Source organism: Polaromonas sp. P3_A5 (assembly GCF_056403055.1).
The window spans coordinates 2,065,901-2,090,509 of record NZ_JBFUGF010000001.1; the positions used below are offsets into that span (position 1 = coordinate 2,065,901).

Below are 24,609 nucleotides of genomic sequence, written 5' to 3' on the forward strand. Positions count from 1 at the left end.
CAAGCCAACTATCGGCAGAAATAGGTGGCAATGCAGGATTTATACCCGCGAAATCCTGACGCACTCGGCCTCGATAACAACAAACATCTGTTGCTCAGGTCTTGCGTGGGTGTTGAGATCGTGAAGGAGCTGCCTGCCCTGCGGCGGTTTGCGGTTAGGTGCGCGACTGTTCAGGAAGGCAGGGGTGAAGGCGCTTGCCAGGCTGGCAAGTGCATAGCGCGTCAGCATGAGCCGGCACGTCATCGGCCGGGTTGCTCACGGCCTGGCGTCGCGCCAGACAAGATAAGGATTCAGCGGGGCGCCGCGCCACCACTGGCGCTCCGGCCCCAGCTTGAAGATCGCGAAGTGCAGGTGCGGTGCGTCGGGTGATGCATTGCCGGTGCTGCCGACATAGCCGATGACCTGGCCTTTGCGCAGGCTGGCGCCTTCGGTGAGGCCTTCGGCATAGCGGTCCAGGTGGGCGTAGTAGTACGCGTACTGGCTGGCCGGGTCGAACTGGTAAATCGTGATGCCACCGGGTTTGCTCAGGAACAGCTTGGCCACTTTGCCGTCCTCGACGGCGAGCACTGGCGTGCCGCGTGCGCTCATGATGTCTATGGCTTCATGCGGGGCGCCTGCTGCGCGCGCCTGGGTGTAGGTGTCGCTGAGCTGGGCGGGCATGACGCCTTGCACCGGAAGTGTCAGGACGCGTAGCCGTAACTGCGAAATGTCCGTGTCGTCCGCGACAGATGCGGGTGGGGGCGGCAGGGCAGATGGGGGCGCGGCATTCTCGATGGTCTGAACCACAAGCGCTGGCTTGTCGGCCTCTCTTGCCGGCACGGCGGGCGCCAGCGCCTGGCTGGCTGGCGGCGTGGTGGGCTGTATGACTTGTGTAACTGCCTCTTCCTTGCGCGTGCCCAGCATCACGCCTGCCGCCACGGCCAGCAGCGCGCAGATTGCAAACGCCGCTCTCTTGAGGCGGGCGGGTGTGGATGCCATCAAGCCTTGACGCTCACTTTGAAGCCGGCTTTCGCCAGGGTCGAGAGGCGCTCTGCGTCCCAGTTGGTCATGTGAATGCAGCCATTGGTTTCGGAATGGCCCACATTGGAAGGGTTGGGTGTGCCGTGAATGCCCCAGTGCGGTTTGGTCAGGCCCAGCCAGATGGTGCCGACGGGGTTGTTGGGACCGGCTGCGATGTCGACCTTTTGCGCATCCTTGGGTGCGTTTTTCAGCAACGCAGGGTTGTAGGTGAAGCCGGGATTTTTGACCTCGTTCTTGATGGCCATCATGCCCAGCGGCAGCGGGTCGTTCTTTTCATTGCCTATGCTGATGGGAAAACCCGCCACCAGGCGCTTGGCGGTGTCCAGCACGTAGAGCACACGCTCGGACTTGTCGATTTCGATGGAAGCCGCGTTGACCGGCGTGGCGCTGACCGCGATATATGGTACGGTGATCTGCTTGCCGGCCTCGATGTTGATGCCGCCGTTGAGCTGCTTGAGGTAGCCGGTGCTGGTGTGGAATTTTTCCGCCAGCGCTTCTTCCACCGATTCATACACCAGCGCTTTCATCTTCGCGCGCTCGTCCATCGCCACAGGCGTCTTTTCAAAAGGGCCGGCGGCGTCCTTCTCTGTCACGGTATAGCTTGTCAGCAGCGGAGCGCCGTCCTTGCGCAGCGAAACCCAGGTTTCCGCAGTGACGGTACCCGTGGGTTTGAGGTCGTGTGCGCTCTGGTAGGCCTTGACCATGCGCTGCATGTTGGTGGCAAAGCGCCCATCGATCTCCCCGCAGGAGAACCAGGCCCGGTCCAGCATGATCTGTGCGCGCGCTACCGCTGCGCCTTTGCTGCCACTGCGCAGCAAGGGACTGTCGGTGGCGGTGTTGAAGGCTTCTGTATCAAGGGGCTGGTTGCCCGCCGCCGTGTTTTTGGGCTTGGCCGCCCATGCGCCGTTGCCGGCCAGGCCCAACCCCGTCAGGCACAAGGCGAGGACGAGGGTGCGACGGGAGAACTGGGAGAGGGGGGGAGTTACAAGGCGAAGAGATGATTGGGCATCGAGCGGCATGACGGGCTTTCGTAGTCAGGCCAGTCTGGGGGGCGTCAGGCGCATCACCTGTCAGCAGCCATGCCTAGCGGTGGTCAGGTTTAAGCGGGTATTTGTCCTGGCTCACACGCCATACAGAGTGCCAAGCGGCTCTCCTGGTACATCAGGGAACTGACGATCACGCTGCACGCTGGTGCTTCGTCATCCACGCGGCCATGGTGTCCAGCAATTCCTCGCGCACCTGCGCATCGGTGCGGCCTGAACGCACCAGCACGTGAAAGGCGTGGTCGGCGCCATCCACGATGTGCAGGCTTGCCTTTTTACCGAGGCCCGCCGTGGTCTGGGTGATCAAGTCCAGATCAGCGAGGCCGTCGCGCGTGCCTTGCAGAAAAAGCATCGGCAGCTTGACGCCGCCTAGGTGCGCGGCGCGTTCGGTTGAGGGCTTGCCGGCTGGGTGCAGTGGAAAGCCCACCAGCACAATGCCCTTCAGTCCGGGCAATGGCTCAGCCGCCTGCGCCTGCGTGGTCATGCGCCCACCGTAGGACTTGCCACCGGCAAACAACGGCACATCAGGCATTTGCCACGCCGCTTCAGCAACTGCCGCCCGGATTGCCGCATGCGCAACGGCTGGGGAGTCTGGTCGTTTCGAGCCTTGTTGCATGAACGGAAAATTGAAGCGCAAGCTGGCAATGTCGCGTTCCGCGAGACCTTGGGCAATCGCCTCCATGAAGGTGTGGTTCATGCCCGCGCCCGCGCCGTGGGCGAACACATAACACGCCTTGGCGCTGGCAGGTTTTTGCAGCAGGCCGGAGATGGTACCGCCCGAAGGGAGCGGAACGGTCAGTGAAACGGGGCGTGTGGGCATCAATAGAAGGGCGAGCTGAAATGGCGAACTGGCTTGGGATGCCCATTACAGCATCGCCGGTGCTCAGGCCGAACGCTTCGGCGCAGGATCGGCGATCCCGGGCGGCAGGCGATTCAACAGCCAGCGGATCGCCAGCGGAACCAGTACCAAATCGTCAGCGATGCCAATGACCGGCAGGATGTCGGGGATCAAGTCAATGGGCGAGCACAGGTGGAGCGCAATCGCCGCGGTGCCCCATTTCAGCCAGGCGGGCGCTTCCGGGTGGCGCAGTGCTGTCCACAGCCGCCGCGCGTCGCCGCGTACCAGAACCCAGAGCAAAGTCAGGCGTTTGAACATGAAAACTCCTTGGGTGAAGGTGCAGGCCCGGCGGGCCGCTGGCATCCATATGGAGCTGCTTGCGTACGCTGCAAGGACCATGACCAAGCGTTACATTCGCGCCGGTCAGTGCGCCAGATCGGCAACCAGCTTGTCTGCCGCCTGAACAGCCTCAGCGCGCGTGAGCCAGGTCCTGTCGCTGTCGTGCAAGGGCGGCAGCGATTCAACATGCACCACATCGATGTACCAGGGACCGTCAGGCAGATGGCACAGCCTGGCCATGTAGTTGCGGCCGTTTGCGACGCCGGGGACGTATTCCTCGATCGGCTCCGGTTCGTCGTCGGGTGCTTCGTCCAGTGCGTCTTCTGGTGCGTCTGTTTGCATCGGGTTTCTCTCCAAATCCCGATTATCCGCAACCTATGCCTGTCTTTCGGGGAGGAAGGCACTGAGCGCAGCTCAGTCCTTGAGCTCCACCCCTAGCGCCGCGAGCTTTTTGGCATACGCGTCCCTGCGTTTTGCCGCCTTGTCTGCTGTCTCGACGGCCATCTGGATCGCCTTGGGGCCTTTGGCCGCAGCCAATTTGATTAATCCAAACTTGTGCGCAGCCTCTGCCTCCGCCCTCCTGAAAGTGGCGATGAGCCCGGCATGATCAACAGATGAATTCACAGGACCCTTTTGATCGAAAGTGTCATTTTCCGGATGGCTCTTCAAGTCATAAAACGGGTAGCGGGTGGGCGTTTCGGCAACTGCAATGTCGCCGCGACCTCTGGGGTTTCAGCCAGCAGCACACCCTTCTTCCACACCTTCAACCGGTTCGCGCGCAACCGGATCGCCTCCACCGGGTCCCGCGCCTGCAGCAGCACAAAACTCGCGTCGCAGCCCACCTCCAGGCCATAGCCCTTGAGGTGCATCACCTTGGCGGCATTCGCCGTCACCGCATCAAAGCACTGGCGAATGCCTTTCTGGCTCGTCATCTGCGCCACGTGCAGGCCCATGTGCGCCACTTCCAGCATGTCGCCGCTGCCCATGCCGTACCAGGGGTCCATTACGCAGTCGTGGCCGAAAGCGACGTTGACGCCTGCCGCCATGAGTTCGGGCACGCGGGTCATGCCGCGGCGTTTGGGGTAGGTGTCGTGGCGGCCTTGCAGGGTGATGTTGATGAGCGGGTTGGCGATGACGCTGACGCCACTCTCGGCGATCAGGGGCAGCAGCTTGCTGACGTAGTAGTTGTCCATGCTGTGCATTGAGGTGCAGTGGCTACCGTTGACGCGGCCCTGCAGGCCCAGGCGCTGGGTTTCATCGGCCAGGGTTTCGATGTGGCGTGAAAGCGGGTCGTCGGACTCGTCGCAATGCATGTCGACCAGCAGGCCGCGTTCGGCCGCAATTTCGCAGAGCCGCTTCACGCTGGCGGTGCCGTCGGCCATGGTGCGTTCAAAGTGCGGGATGCCGCCGACCACGTCTACGCCCTTGTCGAGTGCGCGCTCAAGGTTGTTGATGCCACCTTTTGTTCGCAACACGCCGTCTTGCGGGAAGGCGACCAGCTGCAGGTCGATGTAGGGGGCGACCTGCTTTTTGACTTCAAGCAACGCGTCTACCGCCAGCAGGCTGGGGTCGCTGGTGTCTACATGGCTGCGAATAGCGAGCAGGCCTTTGGCCACGGCCCAGTCGCAGTAGGTGAGGGCGCGTTCGATAAGCGCTTCGGCTGTGAGCAGCGGCTTCAGCTCGCCCCACAGTGCGATGCCTTCGAGCAGTGTGCCGCTTTCATTGACGCGCGGCAGGCCGTAGCTCAGCGTGGCGTCCATGTGGAAGTGGGGGTCGACGAAGGGCGGGCTGAGCAGGTAGCCCTCGGCGTCTACCGTCTCGCGGGCTTGCGCGCCAGTGATGGGGCCTTCGCTGACCTCGGTGATCTTCCCGTTTTGCACGGCAATGGAGATGTTGTTGCGGCCATCGGGCAGGCTGGCGTGGGTGATGAGGAGGTCGAGCATGGCGGTGGGGGTGTATTGGGTTTCAGTGTGCGCGTTGCGTGCGGTAGCGGTACTGGCCATTGGCCGGGCCGACCTCGATGGTGACGCGGCGCAGTTTGTCGTCATGGCCGGAGGCTGCGCGCGCCGTGAGCGTGATGCCGCGCGGCGTTGTGCGGCAGGTGATGTCGCTGAGCATGATTTCCGAATGGTCGTTGTTCAGCTCTGTGATCCCTATCGTGTGCCCGGCATGCAGGCTGCCGTTGGCGTCGCGTGTCATCCACTGGATGTAGAGGAATGATTGTGCGTACTGGTCGGCGTGCACGACGCGGTAGGTGCCCTGGTGGTCCTTGCCCCATGTGCCGCACATCTGCACCCAGCTTACAGCGTCGGGTGTCTTGAATCTGTCGTAGCTGTAGTCACTGCCCAGCGCCTGCGCGTTGGCGCAGCCCAGTACCAGCAAGGCGGCCAGCAGCGTGCCGCGTGGGGCAAGGGGTGTCGTCGTCATCAGCGCTCGCCTTTTCGATAAGGTTTCATCAACGCCTGAGGATACGCCGCCTTGCGCGCCACCAGCACCAGCGCGAGGACGGAGAGGGCGTAGGGCAGCATCAAGTACACCTGATAGGGCACATTCACGATGCCCGAGGTTTGCAGGCGCAGCTGCAGTGCGTCGAAAAAGGCAAACAGCAGCGCGCCCAGCAGTGCCTTGCCGGGCCGCCACGAGGCAAACACCACCAGTGCCACGCACACCCAGCCGCGGCCATTGACCATGCTGAAGAAAAAAGCGTTAAACGCCGACAGCGTGAGGAAGGAGCCTGCCACGCCCATGAGTGCCGAGCCGGCCACGATGGCGGCGGTGCGGGTAGCGGCGACGGAGACACCCTGGCCTTCGGCGGCCTGGGGGTTCTCGCCGACCATGCGGATGGCCAGGCCGGCCGGTGTGCGGTAGAGCAGCCAGGCGATCAGCGGCACCAGCAGCAGCGCCAGCAGCGTGAGCGAGGTTTGCGCGGCCAGCACGTTCAGCCCGCCGCCGGGAAAGCCGTCTAGCCAATGCATGGGAGCAAAGGGTGTGATGGTGGGTGGCGTGTCGACTTTGGGAAAGCTGACGCGGTAGCCGTAGTAACTGAGCGAGGTGGCCAGCAGGGTGATGCCAAGCCCGGACACGTGCTGCGACAGCGCCAGGCCGACGGTGAGAAAGGCGTGCAGCAAGCCGAACATCGCACCGGTAAGCGCCGCCACACCCACGCCAACCCACAGCGGCGCGCCGCCATACACGGCCAGCCAGCCGCTGAAGGCGCCGGCAACCATGATGCCCTCGATGCCCAGGTTAAGCACGCCGGCACGCTCACACAGCAGTACACCCAGGGTGCCCAGGATGAGCGGCGTGGCGATGCGCAGGACGGCGATCCAGAAGGGCGCGGCGGCGAGGATATCGAGCATTTCAGCCATGCAGGAAGCCTTTTCCCTGTGGTGTGCAGGCAGCTTTCGCTATGAATTTAATAGCTGGTTGCGCCCGTCTGTATTGGCTTGTGGCTATTATTTTCTTAAGAACTGTGCGTGCAGGTTCAGCCCGGGCGTCAGTGGCCTGATGGGTTGGCAGGGCGCGTGAGCCGAAGAATTTCATGCGGCCCGGCCTTTTTCTTTGACTACCAGCCGGTATTGCGTCATCAACGTGGCCACCAGCACCGAGATCAGCGACGCCGCCACGATGACGTCGGCGATATAGGTCGGCACACCCACGGCCCGGCTCATGGTGTCGGCGCCGACCAGCACGCCCGCCACAAACACGGCTGCCGCCAGAACGCCCATGGGGTTGAGCGCGGCCAGCATGGCGATCACGATGCCGGTGTAGCCATAGCCGGGTGACATGTCGAGCGTGACGTAGCTGGTGCGGCCGGCCACCTCGATGGCGCCGGCCAGTCCGGCCAGCGCGCCCGAGAGCAGGGCAACCAGCACCACCGTGCGGGTGACGGGCACGCCGGCGAACGCCGCGGCTTTGGCGTTGGCGCCCACAGCGCGTATGTCAAAGCCCAGCACGGTGTACTTCAGCAAGGCCCACAGCGCCACAGCCAGCGCAGCGGCCCACAGCAGGCCGGCGTGGATGCGTGTCTGCGCGACGAGCCTGGAAAGCTCCAGATCGCCCTGCAGCGCCACGCTTTGCGGCCAGCCCATGGCGGTGGGGTCTTTCATGGGGCCGTCGAGCATGGCCGACACAAACAGCAGCATGATGAAGTTGAGCAGCAGGGTGGTGACGACTTCATCGACGCCCAGCCGGGCCTTCAGCAGGGCCGGGCCCAGCAACAGCAGCGCACCGGCAACGGCGGCGGCCAGCATCATCAGCCCGAACAGCAGCCAGGTGGGGAGCTCAAAACCGGTACCCCCATGCATGCCGCCCACAGCCACGGCGGCCAGCGCGCCGGCATAAAGCTGGCCTTCGGCGCCAATGTTGAAAAGCCGCGCCTTGAAGGCCACCGTGGCGGCCAGGCCGGTCAGGATGAGGGGCACTGCACGGGTGAAGGTTTCGCTGAGGGCAAAGACGGAACCAAAGCCGCCCTTGAACAGCAGCACATAGGTTTGGCCCAACGGTGCACCGGCCCACAGCACCAGCAGTGCGCTGATCAGCAAGGTGAAGACGATGGCGCCTATGGGCGCGAGCACCAGGGCCAGCTTTGAGGTTTGTGTTCTTTTCTCCAGCCTCATAACTGGTTGGCCCCCACGCTTTTCACTTCGTGTAATGCGCTGCCCCCCGAGGGGGCCCTCGCTCCTTGGGGCGGCCCGGCGGCGCTCGAGTCACCCCCATTGGCTCCAGCCATGGCCAGCCCAATGGCCTCGCGTGTCCAGGCTTCGGCGGGCAGAGCCTCCGTCAGCTGGCCCGCGTGCATCACCGCCACGCGGTCGCCGAGCGCCACCACTTCGTCCAGGTCATCAGAAATGACCAGCACGGCCGCGCCGGCGTCTCGTGCTGCGATCAGTTGCTGCTGCACATAGGCAACGGCGCCGATGTCCAGGCCCCAGGTGGGCTGGTGGGCGATGATCAGTTTGGCCGGCTGGGGTGCGGTTTCGGAAGAGGGGAAACATTTTTCCGACGGGCCGCCCCTAGGAAAAATAGCCCCCTCGGGGGGCAGCGCAGTACGCGAAGCGACAAGCGTGGGGGCCACGAGCGCCCGCCCGAGGATGAGCTTTTGCATATTGCCGCCCGACAGCGAGCGCGCCGCGGTGTCCGGTCCGCCGCCGCGCACGTCAAACTCGCGCATGATGCGGGCTGCATGGGCCTGCGCGGCCTTGCGCTTGACCCACAGCACTTTGGAAAACACCGGGCTGCGCAAGCGCTCTGACACGGCGTTTTCCCAGACGCTGAGGTCGCCAACCACGCCCACGCCATGCCGGTCTTCGGGGATGCGCGCCACGCCCTGGGTGACCAGCCAGGCTGGCGAGGCCTTCATGGGTTGGCCCAGAAATGTCACGGAGCCCTGGCTGGCGGCGCGGGTGCCACACAGCAGGTCGGCCAGGGCGAGCTGGCCGTTGCCTGAGACACCCGCAATGGCGACGATTTCACCGGCCTTGAGCTGAAGCGAAACGCCATCCAGGCGGTCTTGCCCCGCATCGGCCGTGCTGACGCCTTCCAGCGTGCAGACCGGCAGGCCGGTTGACGGCGCGGGGCGGCGTTGTGTGGTGGTGACGGCGTGGCCGACCATCCATTGCGCCAACTGCGCCTGGCTGGTACCGGCGGCAGGTGCTTCGGCCACCAGCTTGCCACCGCGCAGCACAGCCACCCGGTTCGACACGCGCAGCACCTCGCCGAGCTTGTGGCTGATGAAAATGATGGACAGGCCTTGCGCCACCATCTGGCCCAGCGTATCGAAAAGCGCCTCGCTTTCCTGCGGCGTCAGCACGGCGGTGGGTTCGTCCAGGATCAGGATGCGTGCACCGCGGTACAGCGCTTTCAGGATCTCGACACGCTGGCGTTCACCGACCGAGAGGCTGCCCACCTTGGCATCGGGCGCCACGGGCAGGCCAAAGCGCCGGGCCACGTCCAGCAGCCTGGCACGGGCTGCTCTGCGACGTGAAAACAGTTGCCACAGCGGCTCGCTGCCCAGCATCACGTTGTCGAGCACACTGAGGTTGTCGGCCAGCGTGAAATGCTGGTGCACCATGCCGACACCCGCCGCCAGCGCGGCCTTGGGGTTACCCGGTGGCAGCGACTGGCCAAAGATTTCGATGTGGCCTTCGTCGGCGGTGTAGTGGCCAAAGAGGATGGACACCAGCGTGGACTTGCCGGCGCCGTTTTCACCCAGCAGCGCGAGGATTTCACCGCTGTGCAGTTGAAGCGAAATCGCGTCGTTGGCAACCAGCGGGCCGAAGCGTTTGGTGATGCCGTTCAGCCGCAGCACCGGCGGCTGTGCGTTCTCAGCCGAGGGATGCCCAGTGGTCATGCCGGTCGCGCCGCTCCTGGCGGTAGTTGGTGATCTCCAGACGAAGGCCGTCGGGGTCGGTGAAAAAAGTGGCCCAGTAGTCGGGTGCGTATTCGCCGTGGTTGTGCGGCTCGCTGGCGTTGATGCCGGAGGCCTGCAGCAGCCGTGCGCATTCGGCCACGTCTTCGATGGTGTCTACGCGCAGGCAGAAGTGATGAAGGCCGGGCGAGTATGAGTCGTGCGCGGCTTGCGAGCGGGCTGGCCGCAGCACATAACCAAAGTGGCGGTTGTAGTACTGGATGTGCGGGTCGCCGCCGATGGTGAAGGTGTTTTTGCGGCAGCTGAGTGCCTTGAGCATGAGCTTGTCGTAGAACGCTTCCGACTCGGCCATGTTGCTCACGGCAATGTAGATGTGGTCGATGCCGGTGAGCTCGGGCATGTTATTTCCAGGCCGCGAGAAACGCCAATAGAACCTTGGCCGAGTTGTCGGCAGCGATGTTCATGAAAGTGACCATTTCATTGGCGGCTTCACCGCCGCCGGCCAGGTCGCTGAGCGACCGGAAGGCGATGTAAGGCACGCTGTTGCTGTAGGCCACCATGCCCACGGCGGCGGTTTCCATGTCGAGTACGTTGGCCTGGAAGGTCTTGAAGGCGTATTCGCGGAAGGCAGCATTGTCGACAAAGGCCTGGCCCGACACGCCGTTGCCGCCCACCATCAGCTGCGGTTTGTGCGTGAGGCATACCCCCGCGTTGCAGGCGCCGAGTTCGATGTTGCCCATGCCCCTGGCAACCGCGAGCATCCGGGGGTCGACTTCAAACCAGAACTTGCGTACGGGCGCCGGGTTGGCGGCGGTGCGCGTTTCAACCGGGCGCGGGTGCAGCATGCCGAAGGGCGCCAGGGTCTGCGCCTCCATGCGCGGCGGGATAGTGAAGCGGCCCGGCGAAGTTTCGCGTGCCATCAGCACTTCAAGGTATTGGCTCCATTGGGTGGGTACGCTGACGTCGCCGATGTGCAGGGCCGGGTTGACGCCACCGGCGATGCCGCTAAAGACGATGTGGGTGATGTTGAAACGGTCCAGCACCAGCTGCGTGTTCATGGACGCATTGACCATGCTGATGCCGGAAAGGAACAGCACGACCGGCTTGCCCTGCAGGGTGCCGGTGGTGAAATCGACGCCGTTGATGCGGTGCCTGGCGGGGCCTTGCAAGCGGTTGAGCAACAGGGTCAGTTCGGGCTGAAAAGCCGACATCACCGCGATGCGGGGCGTGGCGTCAAGCCGGACAGGAATGCCCGCAGCTGCGCCTGATGGATTGGATGGGACAGACGCCGGACCCGCACATCCCAACAGGCCAAATGACAGAAAGGCCAGGAAGGCCAGCGGCGCCGCGGCCCGCCAGGCAACAGGCTGACTGAAAAGAAAACGCCGCAGGCAAAACAGGGAATGCATACGGCGCTTTCAGGTGGGGCGGTGAAACGCCGGCTTATTTGGCGGTGGACTTGGGCTGGCCGTCGTCGACCTTGACGGTGAACTTGCCGGCCAGGATGTCGGCTTCTTTGGCCTTGACCTTGGCAACGATGTCGGCGGGCACCTTTTTCTCGAAGGTGCCCAGCGGGGCGAGTTCGGAGCCCTTGTACTTCATCATGGAATACGGGCCGTAGTCTTCGGCCTTGAATTTGCCTTCCTTGACGGCCTTGATCGCGCGGTCGATGCTGGGCTCCATGTTCCACAGGGCCGACGCCACCACGGTGTCGGGGTATTTGTCTTGCGTGTTGATGACGTTGCCGATGGCCAGCTTGCCCTTTTCCTTGGCGGCGTCGCTCACACCGAAGCGCTCGGCGTACATCACGTCGGCGCCCTTGTCGATCATGGCGAAGGCGGCTTCCTTGGCTTTGGGCGGGTCAAACCAGCTGTTGATGAAACTCACGCTGAACTCGACCTTGGGGTTGGTTTCTTTGGCGCCTGCCATGAAGGCGTTCATCAGGCGGTTGACTTCGGGAATCGGAAAACCGCCGACCATGCCGATCTTGTTGCTCTTGGTCACGCCGCCGGCGATCATGCCGCTTAGGTAGGCCGGCTCCTGAATGTAGTTGTCGAACACCGAGAAGTTGGGCTCCTGCACCTTGCCGGACGAGCCCATGAGGAAGGACACTTTCGGGAAGTCCTTGGCGACCTTGCGGGCCGCGGCCTCCACCGCAAAAGCTTCGCCGACGATGAGCGCGTTGCCGGCCGTGGCGTATTCGCGCATGACACGTTCGTAGTCGGCATTGGAGACGTTTTCAGTGGCCTTGTATTCGATCTCCCCGCGCGCTTCGGCGGCTTTGAGCGCCTTGTGCAGGCGGCTGACCCATTGCTGCTCAAACGGCACGGTGTAGATGGCCGCAACCTTGGTTTTGGCTGCCTGGGCAAGGGCCAGGCCGGGCAGGGCGGTTGCGAGGGCGGTTGCCAATAGAACGAGCTGGCGGCGCTTGAAAATCTGAGGCATGGGACTCTCCGGGTTGGTGGGTTCAGATTCAGGAAAAACAGTGGCAAGAAATCAAGAGGCTTCAGCTTTTTCCAGCTGGCGCCGCGGAACCGGCTTTGCCGGGCCGCAGGCGCAGTCCCCTGCAAGGGGAGAAGGCGCTACACGCAGTGAGCGTCCGACAGGGGTGTGCATTACTTCGTTCCGAAGATCCGGTCGCCCGCGTCGCCCAGGCCCGGCAGGATGTAGCCATGGCTGTTGAGTTCGCGGTCAATGGCGGCGGTGTAGATGGGCACGTCCGGGTGGGCGGTCTGCAGGGCCTTGATGCCTTCGGGGCAGGTCAGCAGGCAGACGAACTTGATGGACTTGGGGTTGAGCTCCTTGAGCCGCTCGACCGCCGCGATGGCCGAGTTGCCGGTGGCGAGCATTGGGTCGACCACGACAATGTCGCGCTCTTCCATGTCGTGCGGCATCTTGAAGTAGTACTCGACCGCCGTCAGGGTTTTCGGGTCGCGGTACAGGCCGACGTGGCCGACGCGGGCGCCGGGCACCACGCTGAGCATGCCTTCAAGAATGCCGTTGCCGGCGCGCAGGATAGAGACAAACACCAGCTTCTTGCCGTCGATGACTTTGGAGGTGGTGATTTCGAGCGGGGTCTCGATCTCGATGTCCTGCATCGGCATGTCACGCGTGACCTCGTAGGCCATCAGCATGCTGAGCTCGTTGAGCAGGGTGCGGAAGGTGTTGGTGGAGGCGTCCTTACGGCGCATCAGGGTGAGCTTGTGCTGTACCAGCGGGTGGTCGATCAGGTGGACTTTGTTGCTCTGGATGGTCATTTTCTTGTGTGCCTCTGTGTTCTGTCTTTGTTTTGTTCGGTTGTTATTTTTATTCTGCTTTTACCTGTGCCTGTGCCCGTCGGGTCCGCGCATCTTTCGGGATCGATGTTCAGAATACGGTGCCGTCGCTTTCGATGTTCAGGGGCGGCAAACCTTGATGCAATTGCTGTGCCAGTGCACGCCCTGCGGCCCAGGTGCCGCCTTCGAGCACGCAGGCCAGCGGCATCTGCTCGGCGGTCAATCCCAGCTGCTCACGCACCAGTGGCGCGAGCTCGTCGAGAAGGGCCACGGTAAGCGCGCGCCACTCCACGATGAGTTCGTCGCCGGCGGCATGCAGGCGCCCAGCCTGGGCCGGGTCTTTCAGCACCAGCACACCGGCGTCGAGGAACAGGCCGCCGTTGCGGTATTCGGGCAGGCCGGTCAGCGCGTCTAGCCCTTTGACCTGCACACCGGCCCACTCGAAAGGCTCCAGCAGTGAATAGGTGAGCCACTGCGACAGCTTGTGGAAAGGCATCCAGCCATGGCTGGGCCCAGCTTTTTCGGATTCATCGTCGCCTGCCGCGCTGTGCTGCCAGCAGTCGCCCAGGGGAATGTTGCCCATGACATTTTGGGCTGGCCAAATAGACGAGAGGCTGGTGAGCAGCACCGACAGCAGCTCGTGCGCCTCGATAGCACTTTGCCCGGGTTGCGCCAGCGCTTCAAACAAATGGCCGGGACGGCCGCGCTGGCCAAAGAGCGCAGGCTGGTCCTGAAGTGCCTGGCCGAGGCGCCGCAGCAGCGCGGCGCGGCCTTCGAGGCCGATCAGCGGGTTTTCGGGCGTGACCTGAAAAGCCAGGGCAAGCTGGTCTGCGGTAATGGTTTTGAGCTTGAGGGCATCGGCCTGCAGCGGTTGCTGTGGATCGCTGGAAAAGAGCCCAGCCATGAAGGCGTGAAAACTTGCCACCCCCAGGCCTTCGGAACGGCTGTATTCGCTGCAGGGATGCTCTCCCTGGGCGGCTTCGAGGTAGTGCCACTGGGCGCCGGCACCGGCGTCCAGCAGCACGCTGATGAGCGCGAGGTCAATCTGCGCGCGGGCGCGCCCGGCAGGCGTGGCGGATGCCAGTGCTGCATTGAGTAAACCCAGGCGGTCAATGCCGCCAGCTTCAAAATGTCGCCAGCGGCTGTGGTACGGAATGTCCAGGTCCGGGTAGCGGGCGCGGGTGATTTCAGCAACCAGCGCAGCGGCGGTGGTCATGGCGCCGTCGTTGACGGTAAACCAGGCGGATTCGCCGCGGCGTGCGCGCTCAAGCAGGGCAGAGGCGCGGGCGCGTATGGTTCTGGTGGAACGCAATTCTGCGGCGGCGCTGATCCCGCGCAGGTTTCCGGCGATGGTATAAGTGGCGTTGGCGGGGTTGCTGGGACTGTCAGGAGCGGGTGTGGTTTCAGACATCCAGCCCCCGGCCCTTGGCTTTTTTCAGTTCTTCGGCGTCGGGCACCGCGCCGGGGGTGAAATAGCCTGCGGCCATCTTGGCGTCCATTTCGACCTGGGCGTCGGCCGGGATCATGTGCTCGGGAATATTGATGCGCTGAACTACCTCGATGCCCGAGCGGGTGATGGCGTCGTACTTCATGTTGCTCATGGAAACGAGCCGGTGGATCTTGCGGATGCCCAGCCAGTTGAGCACGTCTGGCATGAGTTCCTGGAAGCGCATGTCCTGTACGCCGGCCACGCATTCCGTGCGGTTGAAGTACTGGTCGGCGGTGTCGCCGCCCACCTGGCGCTTGCGGGCGTTGTAGACCAGGAATTTGGTGACTTCGCCGAGCGCCCGGCCCTCCTTGCGGAAATAGGACACAAGGCCCACGCCGCCGCGCTGGGCACCCTGGATGCACTCTTCAATGGCGTGTGTGAGGTAGGGGCGGCAGGTGCAGATGTCTGAGCCGAAGACGTCGGAGCCGTTGCATTCGTCATGCACGCGGGCTGTGAGCTCGATGTCGGGGTTGGCGAGGTCGCGCGGGCGGCCAAAGATGTAGGCCGTGAGGCCGCCGATGGGCGGCAGGAAGACTTCCAGGTCGCTGCGGGTGACGAGCTCGGGGTACATGCCGCCGGTTTCTTCAAACAGCACGCGGCGCAAATCGGTTTCGCTGCAGCCAAAGCGCCGGGCAATTTCGGGCAGGTACCAGACCGGTTCAACGGCGACCTTGGTCACCATGGCCGCGCCGCCGGCTGTCAAAAACTTGCCGTCGGCCTTGAGCCTGCCGGACTGCAGGGCTTCGATCACCTCGGGCAGGATCACGTGGGCCTGGGTTACGGCGATGGTTGGCCGGATGTCGTAACCCGCTGCCAGCTCACTGGAAAAAACGTCGGCCACCATCGCGCCCCATGGGTCCATGGCGACGATACGGCCAGGCTCGCTCCATTGCGGGTAGGGGCCGATCACGTCGGTCGGCGAGGTGTTGGTGAGGTCGGCCTTGTGGCTGGCCTTGAGCGCGCCGGAAGCAACGGCGAGCGCGCGGTAGACGCTGTACGAGCCGCTATGCGTGCCGATGACGTTGCGGTGGCTGCGTTTGGTGGTGGTGCCCACCACCGGGCCGCGTTCGGTGGCAGTGGCGGCGGCCCAGCGGATGGGCAAGGCGCCATAACCTCCTGCGTGAGAGGTCAATCGGATGTGGGAGACCGCAGGGCTGGCTGGAGCTGTGGAGGAGGCAGGCGCAGAAACAGGCGAGGGGGAGGCCGGCCTTGGATCGGGTGATTTGGCGGCAACTTCAGCAGGCATTGCGGATCCTTAAAAAATCCAATGTAGCGATGCGTGCCGGGATTGACAAGCCCGGCAGTTTTGCCGGGTCGTTAATTTGCGACAGGCCCGGCCGAACGCACCGGGTCTGTGCGCAGGCTCAGCGTTTTTTGCCGCCGAAGATGCTGCCGAGGACGCCGCGGATGATTTCCCGGCCCACGGCCGAGCCCATGGTACGCACGGCGGACTTGGCCATGCTTTGCGCCAGGCCGTCGTGTTTGCCGCCGCGCGGGCCCGTGGTGCCGAACAGGACGTCGTTGAGCCCGCCCATGATGCCGCCCGAATCGGTTTGGCCGGCCGCGCCGCCCTGGGGAGCTTTGGCCGCTTCCGTGGCCGCGACTTCCGCGCGGCCTTTGATGGCTTCGTAGGCCGATTCGCGGTCTACGGTCTTTTCGTAGGCACCGGCCACCAGTGAGTTTTGCAGCAGCAGCTGGCGTTGTGGCGGTGTGATGGGACCGATCTGGCTGCCGGGCGGCAGCACGTAAACGCGTTCCGTCACGCTGGGACGGCCCTTGCTGTCGAGAAAGCTCACCAGGGCCTCGCCAACGGCCAGTTCGGTGATCGCGGTTTCGATGTCGAGGCCGGGCTTTTGCCGCATGGTCTGGGCGGTGGCCTTGACGGCTTTCTGGTCGCGCGGAGTGAAGGCGCGCAGGGCGTGCTGCACCCGGTTACCAAGCTGGGCCAGCACCGAATCGGGAATGTCCAATGGGTTTTGCGTCACAAAATACACGCCGACGCCCTTGGAGCGCACCAGGCGCACCACCAGCTCGATGCGCTCGACCAGCACCTTGGGCGCTTCGTTGAAGAGCAGGTGGGCTTCGTCAAAGAAGAAGACGAGCTTGGGCTGGTCCGGGTCGCCAATTTCAGGCAGTTGTTCGAACAGCTCGGACAGCATCCACAGCAGGAAGGTGGCGTAGAGGCGCGGCGAGTTCATGAGCTTGTCGGCGGCCAGTATGTTGATCACCCCTTTGCCATCAACGGTTTGCATGAAGTCGCTGATGTTGAGCATGGGCTCGCCGAAGAACTTGTCGCCGCCCTGGCTTTCGACCTGCAGCAGCCCGCGCTGGATGGCGCCCACACTGGCGGCGCTGACGTTGCCGTACTTGGTGGTGAACTCGCTGGCGTTGTCGCCGACGTACTGCAGCATGGCGCGCAGGTCTTTGAGGTCGAGCAGCAGCATGCCGTTGTCGTCGGCAATCTTGAACACCAGGTTGAGCACGCCGGCCTGGGTTTCGTTGAGGTTGAGCATGCGGCCCAGCAGCAGCGGGCCCATGTCGGAAATGGTGGCGCGCACGGGGTGACCCTGTTCGCCGAAGACGTCCCACAGCGTGGCGGGGCAGGCCAGCGATTCGGGAAGGTCGATGCCGCGTTCCTTGAGGATGCCGGCCATTTTGTCGCCGATGGTGCCGGCCTGGCTGATGCCGGTCAGGTCCCCTTTGACGTCGGCCATGAAGACCGGGACACCGATTTTCGAGAAGTTTTCGGCCAGTGTTTGCAGCGTGACGGTCTTGCCGGTGCCGGTGGCTCCGGTGATCAGCCCATGGCGGTTGGCCAGCGCGGGAAGGATCTCGCAGTGGATGGAATCGTGCTTGGCAATCAGTAACGGCTCGGCCATGGGGTGTCCTGGAGTGAAAAAGTAAAATGCGGGTTGTAGATTAAATCAATTAATCAGTCTGAAAAGGGATTCTTCGTGGCCGGTCACAGTAAATGGGCGAATATTCAACACCGCAAGGGGCGCCAGGATGAAAAGCGCCAGCGCATCTGGACCCGTGTGATGCGTGAAATCATGGTGGCGGCCCGCATGGGCGGCGGCGACCTGGGCACGAATCCGCGTCTGCGTCTGGCAGTGGACAAGGCCAAGGCGGCCAACATGCCCAATGAGAACGTCAAATACGGCATTGCCAAGGCCACGGGCAGCCTGGAAGGCGTGCATTACGAGGAAGTCCGCTACGAAGGCTACGGCATCGGCGGCGCGGCCATCATCGTGGACTGCATGACCGATAACAAGGTGCGTACCGTGGCTGAAGTGCGGCACGCTTTTTCCAAACATGGCGGCAACATGGGCACCGAAGGCTCGGTGGCTTTCCAGTTCAAGCACTGCGGCCAGCTGATTTTTGCGCCCGGCACCAGCGAAGACAAGATCATGGAAGTCGCGCTGGAGTCCGGCGCCGACGACGTCATCACGCATGAAGACGGTGCCATTGAGGTGTTGACGCCTTACACGGGCTTTGAAGCCGTGAGGAACGCGCTGGAAGCCGCCGGCCTCAAGCCCGAGATTGCCGAAGTCACCATGCGCGCCGACAACACCATAGAACTTGCCGGCGAGGATGCCCGCAAGATGCAAAAACTGCTGGACGTGCTGGAAGACCTGGACGATACCCAGGATGTGTTCCATAACGCCGAGTTGTCTGAATAAGCAAACCAAACACGCAGCCACAATGAAGCAACAACACCACAACAGCAAAAGCAAAGCCAGGCACACAATGAAAGCAGCAGCATGAAAGTTTTAGTGGTGGGCGGCGGTGGCCGTGAGCACGCCCTGGCCTGGAAACTGGCGCAGTCTCCCAAGGTTCAGGCGGTGTATGTCGCCCCAGGCAATGGCGGCACTGCGCTGGATGCGCGCCTTGAAAATATTGACATCACCGACGTGAAGGCGCTGCGCGAATGGGCGCTGACCGAAAAGATCGCGCTGACAGTGGTGGGCCCCGAGCAGCCGCTTGCGGCCGGTATCGTTGACGAGTTCCGTGCGCACGGCTTGCGGGTCTTCGGCCCGACCAAGGCGGCGGCGCAGCTGGAAAGCTCCAAGGCGTTCTCCAAGGCCTTTATGAAGCGCCACGGTATTCCGACGGCTGAATATGAAACCTTCACCGACGCTGCGGCGGCCCACGCCTACGTGGACGAAAAAGGCGCCCCGATAGTCGTCAAGGCCGACGGCCTGGCGGCCGGCAAGGGCGTGGTGGTGGCCATGACGCTGCACGAGGCGCACGAGGCCATCGAATTCATGCTGGCGCCAAATCCCGACTTCAACCCGCTTGGCGTGGCACACAACGAGGGTGGCGCTCGGGTGGTGATTGAAGAATTTTTGCAGGGTGAAGAAGCCAGTTTCATCGTGATGTGCGACGGCAAGAATGTGGCCGCCATGGCGACCAGCCAGGACCACAAGCGCCTGCTGGACGGCGATGAAGGCCCGAATACCGGCGGAATGGGAGCCTATTCACCGGCCCCGGTCGTTACCCCCGAAGTGCACGGCCGCGCCATGCGCGAGATCATCCTGCCGACCATCAAGGGCATGGAAAAAGACGGCATTCCGTTCACCGGCTTTTTGTATGCCGGCCTGATGATTGATGCGGAAGGCAAACCGAAAACACTGGAATTCAACTGCCGCATGGGCGACCCGGAGACGCAGCCGATCATGATGCGCCTCAAAACCGACCTGTATGAGGTGATGATGGCCGCCACCTCGGGTGCGCTGGACCAGATCGAGCTGGACTGGGACCGCCGGCCAGCCCTGGGGGTGGTGATGGCTGCGCACGGTTATCCACTGAGCCCGCGCAAGGGCGACGTGATTCATGGGCTGCAAAAAGGCGCCGATGCGGCCGAAGACGCGATGGTGTTTCATGCCGGAACACGAAAACAGGGCGATTCGACGGTAACGGCTGGCGGCCGGGTCCTGTGCGTGACGGCACTCGGCAGCACGGTGAAGGCCGCGCAGCAACGTGCCTACGAAGTTGCCCAGGACATTGGATTTGATGGTGCGCAGTACCGCAAAGACATCGGCTGGCGCGCGGTCAAGTCTTGATCGCCAAATGAGCGCTGGTTTTTCCCTCCGCCCTTCGGGTAACACTGCAGCATGACCGATATTTCAAGCGTTCGAGACTTTCTGCTGGCGCTGCAGCAGCGCATCACCGGCGCGGTTTCCGGGATCGACGGCCAGTCCTTCACGGCGGACCATTGGCAGAAAGCGCCCGGCGAGACGCTGCAGGGCAATGGCATCACCATGATCCTGGAGCAGGGCCAGGTGTTTGAGCGTGCCGGCTGCGGGTTCTCGCATGTGCGGGGCCCCAAGCTGCCGCCTTCGGCGACGCAGCACCGTCCGGAATTGACAGGCGCACCGTTTGAGGCCCTGGGGGTTTCGCTGGTGTTTCACCCGCGTAATCCCTACGTGCCGACAGTCCATATGAATGTGCGCATGCTGGCCGCGACCCCGGTGGCAGGCTCGGGCGAGGCCGTCTGCTGGTTTGGTGGAGGCATGGACCTGACGCCTTATTACGGGTTTGAAGAGGACGCGGTGCATTTCCACCAGACCTGCAAGGACGCGCTGGCACCGTTTGGCGACGACAAGTACCCCCGGTTCAAACAATGGTGTGATGAGTACTTTCACCTGAAGCACCGGCAGGAGCAGCGTGGAATTGGCGGCGTTTTCTTTGACGACTTCCAGGAGCTGGGGCCGGACCGGAGTTTTGCCCTGATGCAAAGTGTGGCTGACTCTTTCTTGCAGGCCTATTTGCCAATTGTTGAGCGGCGCAAGGACACGCCATATGGTGAGCGGGAGCGCGAATTCCAGCTTTACCGGCGCGGCCGATATGTGGAGTTCAACCTTGTGTGGGACCGCGGCACGCACTTTGGTTTGCAATCCGGGGGGCGCACGGAGTCGATCCTGATGTCCATGCCGCCGCTGGCGAGCTGGTCTTATCAGCGGGGCGTAGAGACTGGCAGCCCTGAAGAGCGCCTGTATACGGAGTTTTTGCCGAGACGGGACTGGGTTTGATGGCAACGCCGTCACCTGCGCAAAAGCGCATCGGCATGTTTGGTGGTGCGTTTGATCCGCCGCACAGCGCACACGTTGCACTGGTTCAAGAGGCGATCAGGCAGTTTGGCCTTGATACCTTGTATGTCGTTCCGACCGGCCACGCCTGGCACAAATCCCGCGCCTTGAGCGCGCCGGCTCACCGGCTGGCCATGGCCAGGCTGGCTTTTGGCGATATTTCCGGCGTTCGGGTGGATGAGCGCGAGGTGCAACGCACCGGGCCGACTTTCACCATTGACACGCTTTTGGCGCTCCAGGAGGAGAATCCGGGCGCCCAGCTTTACCTGTTCATTGGCGCAGACCAGTTTGCCGTCTTCAGGCAATGGCACCGGTGGCAGGACATTCTTGACCTCGCTATAATTTGTATAGCTGATCGCGCACAATCCACGCTGGCTGGAGCTCAATTTGAGTCCTACGAAAGCCGCAGCAACCGTTTTGTCCTGCTCAATCTTCCCCTGATGCCTGTCAGCGCCACCCAGATTCGCCAGTTAATGGCCTCCGGAGCCGCGGTGACAGGGGGAATTACCCAGTTGGTCCCTGAAGCCGTTGCGCGTTATATTTCACTTCACCAGCTGTACGGTTCCCATTAATTTCCCACTTTATCGAAGCAAAACACTGCATGACATCCACCACCGTCAAAACCTCCGCCGCCGCCGACAAAAAGGACGTGCAGAAACTGCAGCGTGCCATCATTGACGGTCTGGAAGACGTCAAGGCGCAGGACATCCAGGTGTTTGACACGGAGCACATCACGTCATTGTTCGAGCGCGTGATCATCGCCTCCGGCAGCTCCAACCGCCAGACCAAGGCATTGGCCGCCAGCGTGCGGGATGCCGTGCGGGACGCCGGTTTTGCCAAGCCGCGCATCGAAGGCGAAGACAACGGTGAATGGATCATTGTTGATTGCGGCGCCGCTGTGGCGCACATCATGCAGCCGACCATTCGCCAGTACTACCATCTGGAAGAACTCTGGGGCGACAAGCCCATCAAACTCAAGCTGGGCGCGCCCGCGCCACTGGTGAAGGCGTCCAAATCCGAGGCCGAGCTGGAGGCCAAACCCAAGACTTCCCGCGCTGGCGCGAAAACTTCCGCGAAACCAGGCGCAAAGACCACCGCGAAGTCGGCGGCCAAAGCACCTGCAAAGGCGCCGACGGCCCCCGATTCAAGCTATGTGGGCCGGGTCGGCAAGACCAACGACTGGACCGCCAAGCGCAATGCCGCCACGCCTGCGACCGAACCAGCCGCCAAGCCGGCCCGGGCAGGCGCCAAAGCGGCTCCTGCCAGGTCATCGGCAAAACCTGCGGTTAAGACACCAATTGTCAAAGTGCCCGTAGCCAAAAAGGTGGCAGCGAAGAAAACTGCGGCCAAAACCGCCGCTAAAACAGCAGCCCGCAAACCCGCCGCCAGGAAAACTCCGTCCCGGAGCAAATGAGGCTCACGATCGTAGCGGTCGGCCAGAAAGTGCCCGACTGGGCGCAAACGGCCTATGACGACTACGCCAAGCGCTTCCCGCCAGAGCTGAAAGTCGAGCTCAAAGCCGTCAAGACCGAGCCTCGCGCCTCCAAGACCCTGGAAAACCTGCTGTCGGCCGAGCGCGGGCGCATAGAGGCGAGCATCGCCCGCGGCACCCGCGTCGTGGCGCTCGATGAACGCGGCACGGCCGTCACTACCGTGGCACTGGCTGAACGACTCAAAGCCTGGCAACTCTCCGGTGACGACGTCGCCATCGTGATCGGCGGGCCTGACGGGCTGGACGCCGGCTTCAAGCAGGCCGCGCACGAGCGCCTGCGCCTCTCGGACCTGACCTTGCCGCATGCCATGGTGCGTGTGCTGCTGATCGAGCAGCTTTACCGCGCCTGGAGCATCACGATCAACCATCCTTACCACAGAGAGTGATGAAGCCCCCACGGTCGCTCCCTTCGTGTAGCTTCCTGCCCCCGAGGGGGCCGCTGCGCCTGCGGCCCGGCAAAGCCAGTTCCGCGGCTCCTGCTGGTTTGAATATCCAAATACCTGAATAACCTGCTGTATGCCTGAATTTATCTACCTGGCCTCGCAAAGCCCACGGCGGCGACAACTGCTGGAGCAACTCGGCGTGCGTCACGAACTGCTGCTGCCGGACGCCGATGAGGACGCCGAATCGCTGGAGGCGGTGTTCAAGAATGAAGCGCCTGCCACCTACGTCCAGCGCGTCACCGGCCTGAAGCTGGATGCCGCGGTCACCCGCATGAAGCGGCGCAAACTGCCGCCGGCGCCCATCCTTTGTTCGGACACTACGGTGGCCATGGGGCGGGTGATTTACGGCAAGCCGGAGGACGCGAAAGACGCGGCCCGCATGCTGCGCGAGCTTTCGGACGGTACGCACAGGGTGCTGACCGCCGTGGCGGTGCAGTCCGGGCGCCGTCGTTTCGAGGCGCTGAGCATTTCGCGTGTCAGTTTTGACGCGCTGACGACCGCGCAGATCCGCAGCTATGTGGCCAGTGGCGAGCCTATGGGCAAGGCCGGCGCATATGCCGTGCAGGGCAGGGTGGCGATGCACATCAGCCGCATCGATGGCTCCTACAGTGGCATCATGGGGCTCCCGCTGAGGGAAACCGCCCAGCTGCTGCAGGCCGCGGGTATCCGCCTCTAGCGCCCCCAAGCCAACTCAATCTCCCAAAAGACATGCAACAAGACATCCTGATCAACTGGTCTCCCCAGGAAACCCGGGTGGCGGTGGTCGAACACGGCGCAGTGCAGGAGCTTCACGTTGAACGCACCCTGGAACGCGGCCTGGTCGGCAATGTGTACCTGGGCAAGGTCGCCCGCGTGCTGCCCGGCATGCAGTCGGCCTTTATCGACATCGGACTGGACCGAGCAGCCTTTCTGCACGTGGCCGATCTCATGAGCAGCATCAACAGCCGCCATGCCGACACGGATGCCCAGGCGGCTGGCGGCTTGACGTCACCGGCCATGGCGTCGTTACAGCCGATTGAAAAGCAGCTGTTCGAAGGGCAGGCCGTCATGGTGCAGGTCCTCAAAGACCCGATAGGCACCAAGGGCGCGCGGCTGACCGCGCAAATCAGCATTGCCGGCCGGTTGCTGGTGTTTTTGCCGCAGGACAACCATATCGGTGTGTCGCAAAAAATACCACCCAGGCAACGCGAAGAGCTTCGTCAACGGGTTCAGGCCCTGACTGCGGACATGGGTGGCGGATTCATACTGAGAACCAACGGCGAGGATGCGACAGACGCTGAACTGGCAGAGGACATCACCTACCTGCGCAAGACCTGGGGACGGATCAAGGATGCGTCTGTGCGTTTACCCCCCGCTTCCGTGCTGCACCAGGACCTTAATCTGCTGCAACGCGTGCTGCGCGACCTGGTGGTAGAGGAAACGCAGACCATCCGCATTGATTCACGTGAGCAGTTTGAAAAGCTGAAGGCATTTGCTGTGGAGTTCATGCCGGCAACCGAGCCGAAGCTGCAGCACTACGGTGGCGAACGTCCTATTTTTGACTTGTTCAACATTGACGAGGAAATTGCCAAAGCACTGGGCCGGCGGGTCGATCTCAAATCAGGCGGTTACCTGATCATCGACCAAACGGAAGCGCTGACAACCGTCGATGTCAATACCGGTGGATTTGTCGGTGCCCGCAACTTCGACGACACGATTTTCAAAACGAACCTGGAGGCATCGCAGGCGATTGCCCGGCAGCTGCGCCTGCGCAACCTTGGCGGCATTGTGATTGTCGATTTCATTGACATGGTCAAGGAAAACCACCGCGATGCGGTGCTGAGCGAATTTCAGAAGCAGCTCTCACGAGACCGCATCAAGACCAGTGTCAACGGGTTTTCCGCACTGGGCCTGCTGGAGATGACACGCAAGCGCACCCGCGAATCCCTGGCCCACCAGCTTTGCGAGCCCTGCGCAGCCTGCATGGGCAAAGGCGTGGTTAAAACGGCGCGGAGCGTGACCTACGACATCCTGCGCGAAATCCTGCGCGAAGCGCGGCAGTTCAACCCGCGCGAATTCAGGGTGGTGGCTTCACCCAAGGTGATCGAACTTTTCCTCGATGAAGAGAGCCAGCACCTGGCCAGCCTGAGCGACTTCATCGGTAAACCCATTTCCCTGCAGGCGGAAGCGGCGATGGCTCAGGAACAATACGACATCGTGCTGCTGTGACCT

27 protein-coding genes are annotated in these 24,609 nt (G+C 62.9%); 8 read left to right on the top strand and 19 right to left on the bottom strand.

Annotated features, from left to right (window positions below; all coding sequences use genetic code 11):
• Positions 1-39 precede the first annotated feature (39 nt).
• From AC1DU8_RS09800 to AC1DU8_RS09890, 19 genes are all read right to left on the bottom strand, one after another.
• Positions 40-228 carry a hypothetical protein gene (locus tag AC1DU8_RS09800; RefSeq protein ID WP_477665972.1) on the bottom strand — a complete coding sequence of 63 codons (189 nt, stop codon included), beginning with the start codon at positions 226-228 and terminating at the stop codon, positions 40-42.
• Positions 229-255: 27 nt separating this feature from the next.
• Positions 256-978 (bottom strand): M23 family metallopeptidase, encoded by a 723-nt coding sequence (locus AC1DU8_RS09805; protein WP_477665973.1) that lies wholly within the window; start codon positions 976-978, stop codon positions 256-258.
• The gene (locus AC1DU8_RS09810) at positions 978-2,039 is read right to left on the bottom strand and encodes a L,D-transpeptidase family protein (protein WP_477665974.1); all 1,062 of its coding nucleotides are present in this window, start codon (positions 2,037-2,039) and stop codon (positions 978-980) included. The genes AC1DU8_RS09805 and AC1DU8_RS09810 overlap by 1 nt, the downstream gene beginning before the upstream one ends.
• A gap of 157 nt (positions 2,040-2,196) precedes the next feature.
• Positions 2,197-2,883: an alpha/beta hydrolase family protein gene (locus AC1DU8_RS09815; protein ID WP_477665975.1), complete on the bottom strand. Its 687-nt coding sequence runs from the start codon at positions 2,881-2,883 to the stop codon at positions 2,197-2,199.
• 63 nt (positions 2,884-2,946) lie between these two features.
• Complete coding sequence (locus AC1DU8_RS09820; RefSeq protein WP_477665976.1) at positions 2,947-3,219, bottom strand: YkvA family protein; 273 nt, start codon at positions 3,217-3,219, stop codon at positions 2,947-2,949.
• A 105-nt stretch (positions 3,220-3,324) separates the two neighbouring features.
• Positions 3,325-3,582: a hypothetical protein gene (locus tag AC1DU8_RS09825; protein WP_457280799.1), complete on the bottom strand. Its 258-nt coding sequence runs from the start codon at positions 3,580-3,582 to the stop codon at positions 3,325-3,327.
• A 72-nt stretch (positions 3,583-3,654) separates the two neighbouring features.
• A complete protein-coding gene (locus AC1DU8_RS09830) occupies positions 3,655-3,909 on the bottom strand; it encodes a hypothetical protein (protein ID WP_477665977.1) in 255 nt (84 codons plus the stop codon).
• Positions 3,906-5,183, bottom strand: coding sequence for an amidohydrolase family protein (locus tag AC1DU8_RS09835; protein WP_477665978.1), 1,278 nt, complete (start codon positions 5,181-5,183; stop codon positions 3,906-3,908). The genes AC1DU8_RS09830 and AC1DU8_RS09835 overlap by 4 nt, the downstream gene beginning before the upstream one ends.
• Positions 5,184-5,205: 22 nt before the next feature.
• Positions 5,206-5,667, bottom strand: coding sequence for a hypothetical protein (locus tag AC1DU8_RS09840; RefSeq protein ID WP_477665979.1), 462 nt, complete (start codon positions 5,665-5,667; stop codon positions 5,206-5,208).
• A complete protein-coding gene (locus AC1DU8_RS09845; RefSeq protein ID WP_477665980.1) occupies positions 5,667-6,608 on the bottom strand; it encodes an ABC transporter permease in 942 nt (313 codons plus the stop codon). The genes AC1DU8_RS09840 and AC1DU8_RS09845 overlap by 1 nt, the downstream gene beginning before the upstream one ends.
• 171 nt (positions 6,609-6,779) lie before the next feature.
• On the bottom strand, positions 6,780-7,859 hold the full coding sequence (locus AC1DU8_RS09850; protein WP_457280804.1) for an ABC transporter permease: 1,080 nt from the start codon (positions 7,857-7,859) through the stop codon (positions 6,780-6,782).
• On the bottom strand, positions 7,856-9,592 hold the full coding sequence (locus AC1DU8_RS09855; RefSeq protein WP_477726684.1) for an ABC transporter ATP-binding protein: 1,737 nt from the start codon (positions 9,590-9,592) through the stop codon (positions 7,856-7,858). Before AC1DU8_RS09855 ends, AC1DU8_RS09850 begins: the two co-directional genes overlap by 4 nt.
• The gene (locus tag AC1DU8_RS09860; protein ID WP_457280806.1) at positions 9,567-10,010 is read right to left on the bottom strand and encodes a VOC family protein; all 444 of its coding nucleotides are present in this window, start codon (positions 10,008-10,010) and stop codon (positions 9,567-9,569) included. Before AC1DU8_RS09860 ends, AC1DU8_RS09855 begins: the two co-directional genes overlap by 26 nt.
• Before the next feature lies 1 nt (position 10,011).
• Positions 10,012-11,019 (bottom strand): 5'-methylthioadenosine/S-adenosylhomocysteine nucleosidase, encoded by a 1,008-nt coding sequence (locus AC1DU8_RS09865; RefSeq protein WP_457280807.1) that lies wholly within the window; start codon positions 11,017-11,019, stop codon positions 10,012-10,014.
• A 34-nt stretch (positions 11,020-11,053) separates the two neighbouring features.
• Positions 11,054-12,055, bottom strand: a complete 1,002-nt coding sequence (locus AC1DU8_RS09870; protein ID WP_457280808.1) for a BMP family protein — start codon at positions 12,053-12,055, stop codon at positions 11,054-11,056.
• Positions 12,056-12,225: 170 nt separating this feature from the next.
• Positions 12,226-12,867: a uracil phosphoribosyltransferase gene (upp, locus tag AC1DU8_RS09875; RefSeq protein ID WP_457280809.1), complete on the bottom strand. Its 642-nt coding sequence runs from the start codon at positions 12,865-12,867 to the stop codon at positions 12,226-12,228.
• A gap of 109 nt (positions 12,868-12,976) precedes the next feature.
• A complete protein-coding gene (locus AC1DU8_RS09880) occupies positions 12,977-14,296 on the bottom strand; it encodes a URC4/urg3 family protein (RefSeq protein ID WP_457280810.1) in 1,320 nt (439 codons plus the stop codon).
• Positions 14,289-15,620, bottom strand: coding sequence for a GTP cyclohydrolase II (locus AC1DU8_RS09885; RefSeq protein ID WP_457280811.1), 1,332 nt, complete (start codon positions 15,618-15,620; stop codon positions 14,289-14,291). The genes AC1DU8_RS09880 and AC1DU8_RS09885 overlap by 8 nt, the downstream gene beginning before the upstream one ends.
• Positions 15,621-15,738: 118 nt before the next feature.
• Complete coding sequence (locus tag AC1DU8_RS09890; protein ID WP_477665981.1) at positions 15,739-17,253, bottom strand: helicase HerA-like C-terminal domain-containing protein; 1,515 nt, start codon at positions 17,251-17,253, stop codon at positions 15,739-15,741.
• Positions 17,254-17,328: 75 nt separating this feature from the next.
• On the opposite strand from AC1DU8_RS09890, the gene AC1DU8_RS09895 reads away from it, so the two are divergent.
• The 8 genes from AC1DU8_RS09895 to rng all read left to right on the top strand — a co-directional run bounded on the left by AC1DU8_RS09895 (position 17,329) and on the right by rng (position 24,606).
• Complete coding sequence (locus AC1DU8_RS09895) at positions 17,329-18,054, top strand: YebC/PmpR family DNA-binding transcriptional regulator (RefSeq protein ID WP_457280813.1); 726 nt, start codon at positions 17,329-17,331, stop codon at positions 18,052-18,054.
• Positions 18,055-18,135: 81 nt separating this feature from the next.
• Entirely contained in the window at positions 18,136-19,437 is a 1,302-nt protein-coding gene (gene purD, locus AC1DU8_RS09900; RefSeq protein ID WP_457280814.1) for a phosphoribosylamine--glycine ligase, read from the top strand.
• A gap of 51 nt (positions 19,438-19,488) precedes the next feature.
• Entirely contained in the window at positions 19,489-20,406 is a 918-nt protein-coding gene (gene hemF, locus AC1DU8_RS09905) for an oxygen-dependent coproporphyrinogen oxidase (RefSeq protein ID WP_457280815.1), read from the top strand.
• The gene (gene nadD / locus AC1DU8_RS09910; RefSeq protein WP_457280816.1) at positions 20,406-21,035 is read left to right on the top strand and encodes a nicotinate (nicotinamide) nucleotide adenylyltransferase; all 630 of its coding nucleotides are present in this window, start codon (positions 20,406-20,408) and stop codon (positions 21,033-21,035) included. The genes hemF and nadD overlap by 1 nt, the downstream gene beginning before the upstream one ends.
• A gap of 29 nt (positions 21,036-21,064) precedes the next feature.
• Positions 21,065-21,877, top strand: coding sequence for a ribosome silencing factor (gene rsfS, locus AC1DU8_RS09915; protein WP_477665982.1), 813 nt, complete (start codon positions 21,065-21,067; stop codon positions 21,875-21,877).
• Positions 21,874-22,341, top strand: a complete 468-nt coding sequence (gene rlmH, locus AC1DU8_RS09920; RefSeq protein ID WP_436154540.1) for a 23S rRNA (pseudouridine(1915)-N(3))-methyltransferase RlmH — start codon at positions 21,874-21,876, stop codon at positions 22,339-22,341. Before rsfS ends, rlmH begins: the two co-directional genes overlap by 4 nt.
• Before the next feature lie 130 nt (positions 22,342-22,471).
• Complete coding sequence (locus AC1DU8_RS09925) at positions 22,472-23,074, top strand: Maf family protein (protein ID WP_457280818.1); 603 nt, start codon at positions 22,472-22,474, stop codon at positions 23,072-23,074.
• 32 nt (positions 23,075-23,106) lie between these two features.
• On the top strand, positions 23,107-24,606 hold the full coding sequence (rng, locus tag AC1DU8_RS09930) for a ribonuclease G (protein ID WP_457280819.1): 1,500 nt from the start codon (positions 23,107-23,109) through the stop codon (positions 24,604-24,606).
• The last annotated feature ends 3 nt before the right edge of the window (positions 24,607-24,609 follow it).

Excerpts from the sequence above, each read along its gene's own strand:
- AC1DU8_RS09815 (WP_477665975.1), bottom strand. The coding sequence starts at position 2,883 with ATGCCCACACGCCCCGTTTCACTGACCGTTCCGCTCCCTTCGGGCGGT.
- AC1DU8_RS09860 (WP_457280806.1), bottom strand. The coding sequence starts at position 10,010 with ATGCCCGAGCTCACCGGCATCGACCACATCTACATTGCCGTGAGCAAC.
- AC1DU8_RS09870 (WP_457280808.1), bottom strand. The coding sequence starts at position 12,055 with ATGCCTCAGATTTTCAAGCGCCGCCAGCTCGTTCTATTGGCAACCGCC.
- AC1DU8_RS09835 (WP_477665978.1), bottom strand. The coding sequence starts at position 5,183 with ATGCTCGACCTCCTCATCACCCACGCCAGCCTGCCCGATGGCCGCAAC.
- AC1DU8_RS09855 (WP_477726684.1), bottom strand. The coding sequence starts at position 9,592 with ATGACCACTGGGCATCCCTCGGCTGAGAACGCACAGCCGCCGGTGCTG.
- AC1DU8_RS09825 (WP_457280799.1), bottom strand. The coding sequence starts at position 3,582 with ATGCAAACAGACGCACCAGAAGACGCACTGGACGAAGCACCCGACGAC.
- AC1DU8_RS09885 (WP_457280811.1), bottom strand. The coding sequence starts at position 15,620 with ATGCCTGCTGAAGTTGCCGCCAAATCACCCGATCCAAGGCCGGCCTCC.
- AC1DU8_RS09820 (WP_477665976.1), bottom strand. The coding sequence starts at position 3,219 with ATGTTCAAACGCCTGACTTTGCTCTGGGTTCTGGTACGCGGCGACGCG.
- AC1DU8_RS09805 (WP_477665973.1), bottom strand. The coding sequence starts at position 978 with ATGGCATCCACACCCGCCCGCCTCAAGAGAGCGGCGTTTGCAATCTGC.
- AC1DU8_RS09880 (WP_457280810.1), bottom strand. The coding sequence starts at position 14,296 with ATGTCTGAAACCACACCCGCTCCTGACAGTCCCAGCAACCCCGCCAAC.
- AC1DU8_RS09810 (WP_477665974.1), bottom strand. The coding sequence starts at position 2,039 with ATGCCGCTCGATGCCCAATCATCTCTTCGCCTTGTAACTCCCCCCCTC.
- AC1DU8_RS09890 (WP_477665981.1), bottom strand. The coding sequence starts at position 17,253 with ATGGCCGAGCCGTTACTGATTGCCAAGCACGATTCCATCCACTGCGAG.
- rsfS (WP_477665982.1), top strand. The coding sequence starts at position 21,065 with ATGACATCCACCACCGTCAAAACCTCCGCCGCCGCCGACAAAAAGGAC.
- nadD (WP_457280816.1), top strand. The coding sequence starts at position 20,406 with ATGGCAACGCCGTCACCTGCGCAAAAGCGCATCGGCATGTTTGGTGGT.
- AC1DU8_RS09840 (WP_477665979.1), bottom strand. The coding sequence starts at position 5,667 with ATGACGACGACACCCCTTGCCCCACGCGGCACGCTGCTGGCCGCCTTG.
- AC1DU8_RS09850 (WP_457280804.1), bottom strand. The coding sequence starts at position 7,859 with ATGAGGCTGGAGAAAAGAACACAAACCTCAAAGCTGGCCCTGGTGCTC.
- rng (WP_457280819.1), top strand. The coding sequence starts at position 23,107 with ATGCAACAAGACATCCTGATCAACTGGTCTCCCCAGGAAACCCGGGTG.
- purD (WP_457280814.1), top strand. The coding sequence starts at position 18,136 with ATGAAAGTTTTAGTGGTGGGCGGCGGTGGCCGTGAGCACGCCCTGGCC.
- AC1DU8_RS09845 (WP_477665980.1), bottom strand. The coding sequence starts at position 6,608 with ATGGCTGAAATGCTCGATATCCTCGCCGCCGCGCCCTTCTGGATCGCC.
- hemF (WP_457280815.1), top strand. The coding sequence starts at position 19,489 with ATGACCGATATTTCAAGCGTTCGAGACTTTCTGCTGGCGCTGCAGCAG.
- AC1DU8_RS09925 (WP_457280818.1), top strand. The coding sequence starts at position 22,472 with ATGCCTGAATTTATCTACCTGGCCTCGCAAAGCCCACGGCGGCGACAA.
- rlmH (WP_436154540.1), top strand. The coding sequence starts at position 21,874 with ATGAGGCTCACGATCGTAGCGGTCGGCCAGAAAGTGCCCGACTGGGCG.
- AC1DU8_RS09865 (WP_457280807.1), bottom strand. The coding sequence starts at position 11,019 with ATGCATTCCCTGTTTTGCCTGCGGCGTTTTCTTTTCAGTCAGCCTGTT.
- upp (WP_457280809.1), bottom strand. The coding sequence starts at position 12,867 with ATGACCATCCAGAGCAACAAAGTCCACCTGATCGACCACCCGCTGGTA.
- AC1DU8_RS09800 (WP_477665972.1), bottom strand. The coding sequence starts at position 228 with ATGCTGACGCGCTATGCACTTGCCAGCCTGGCAAGCGCCTTCACCCCT.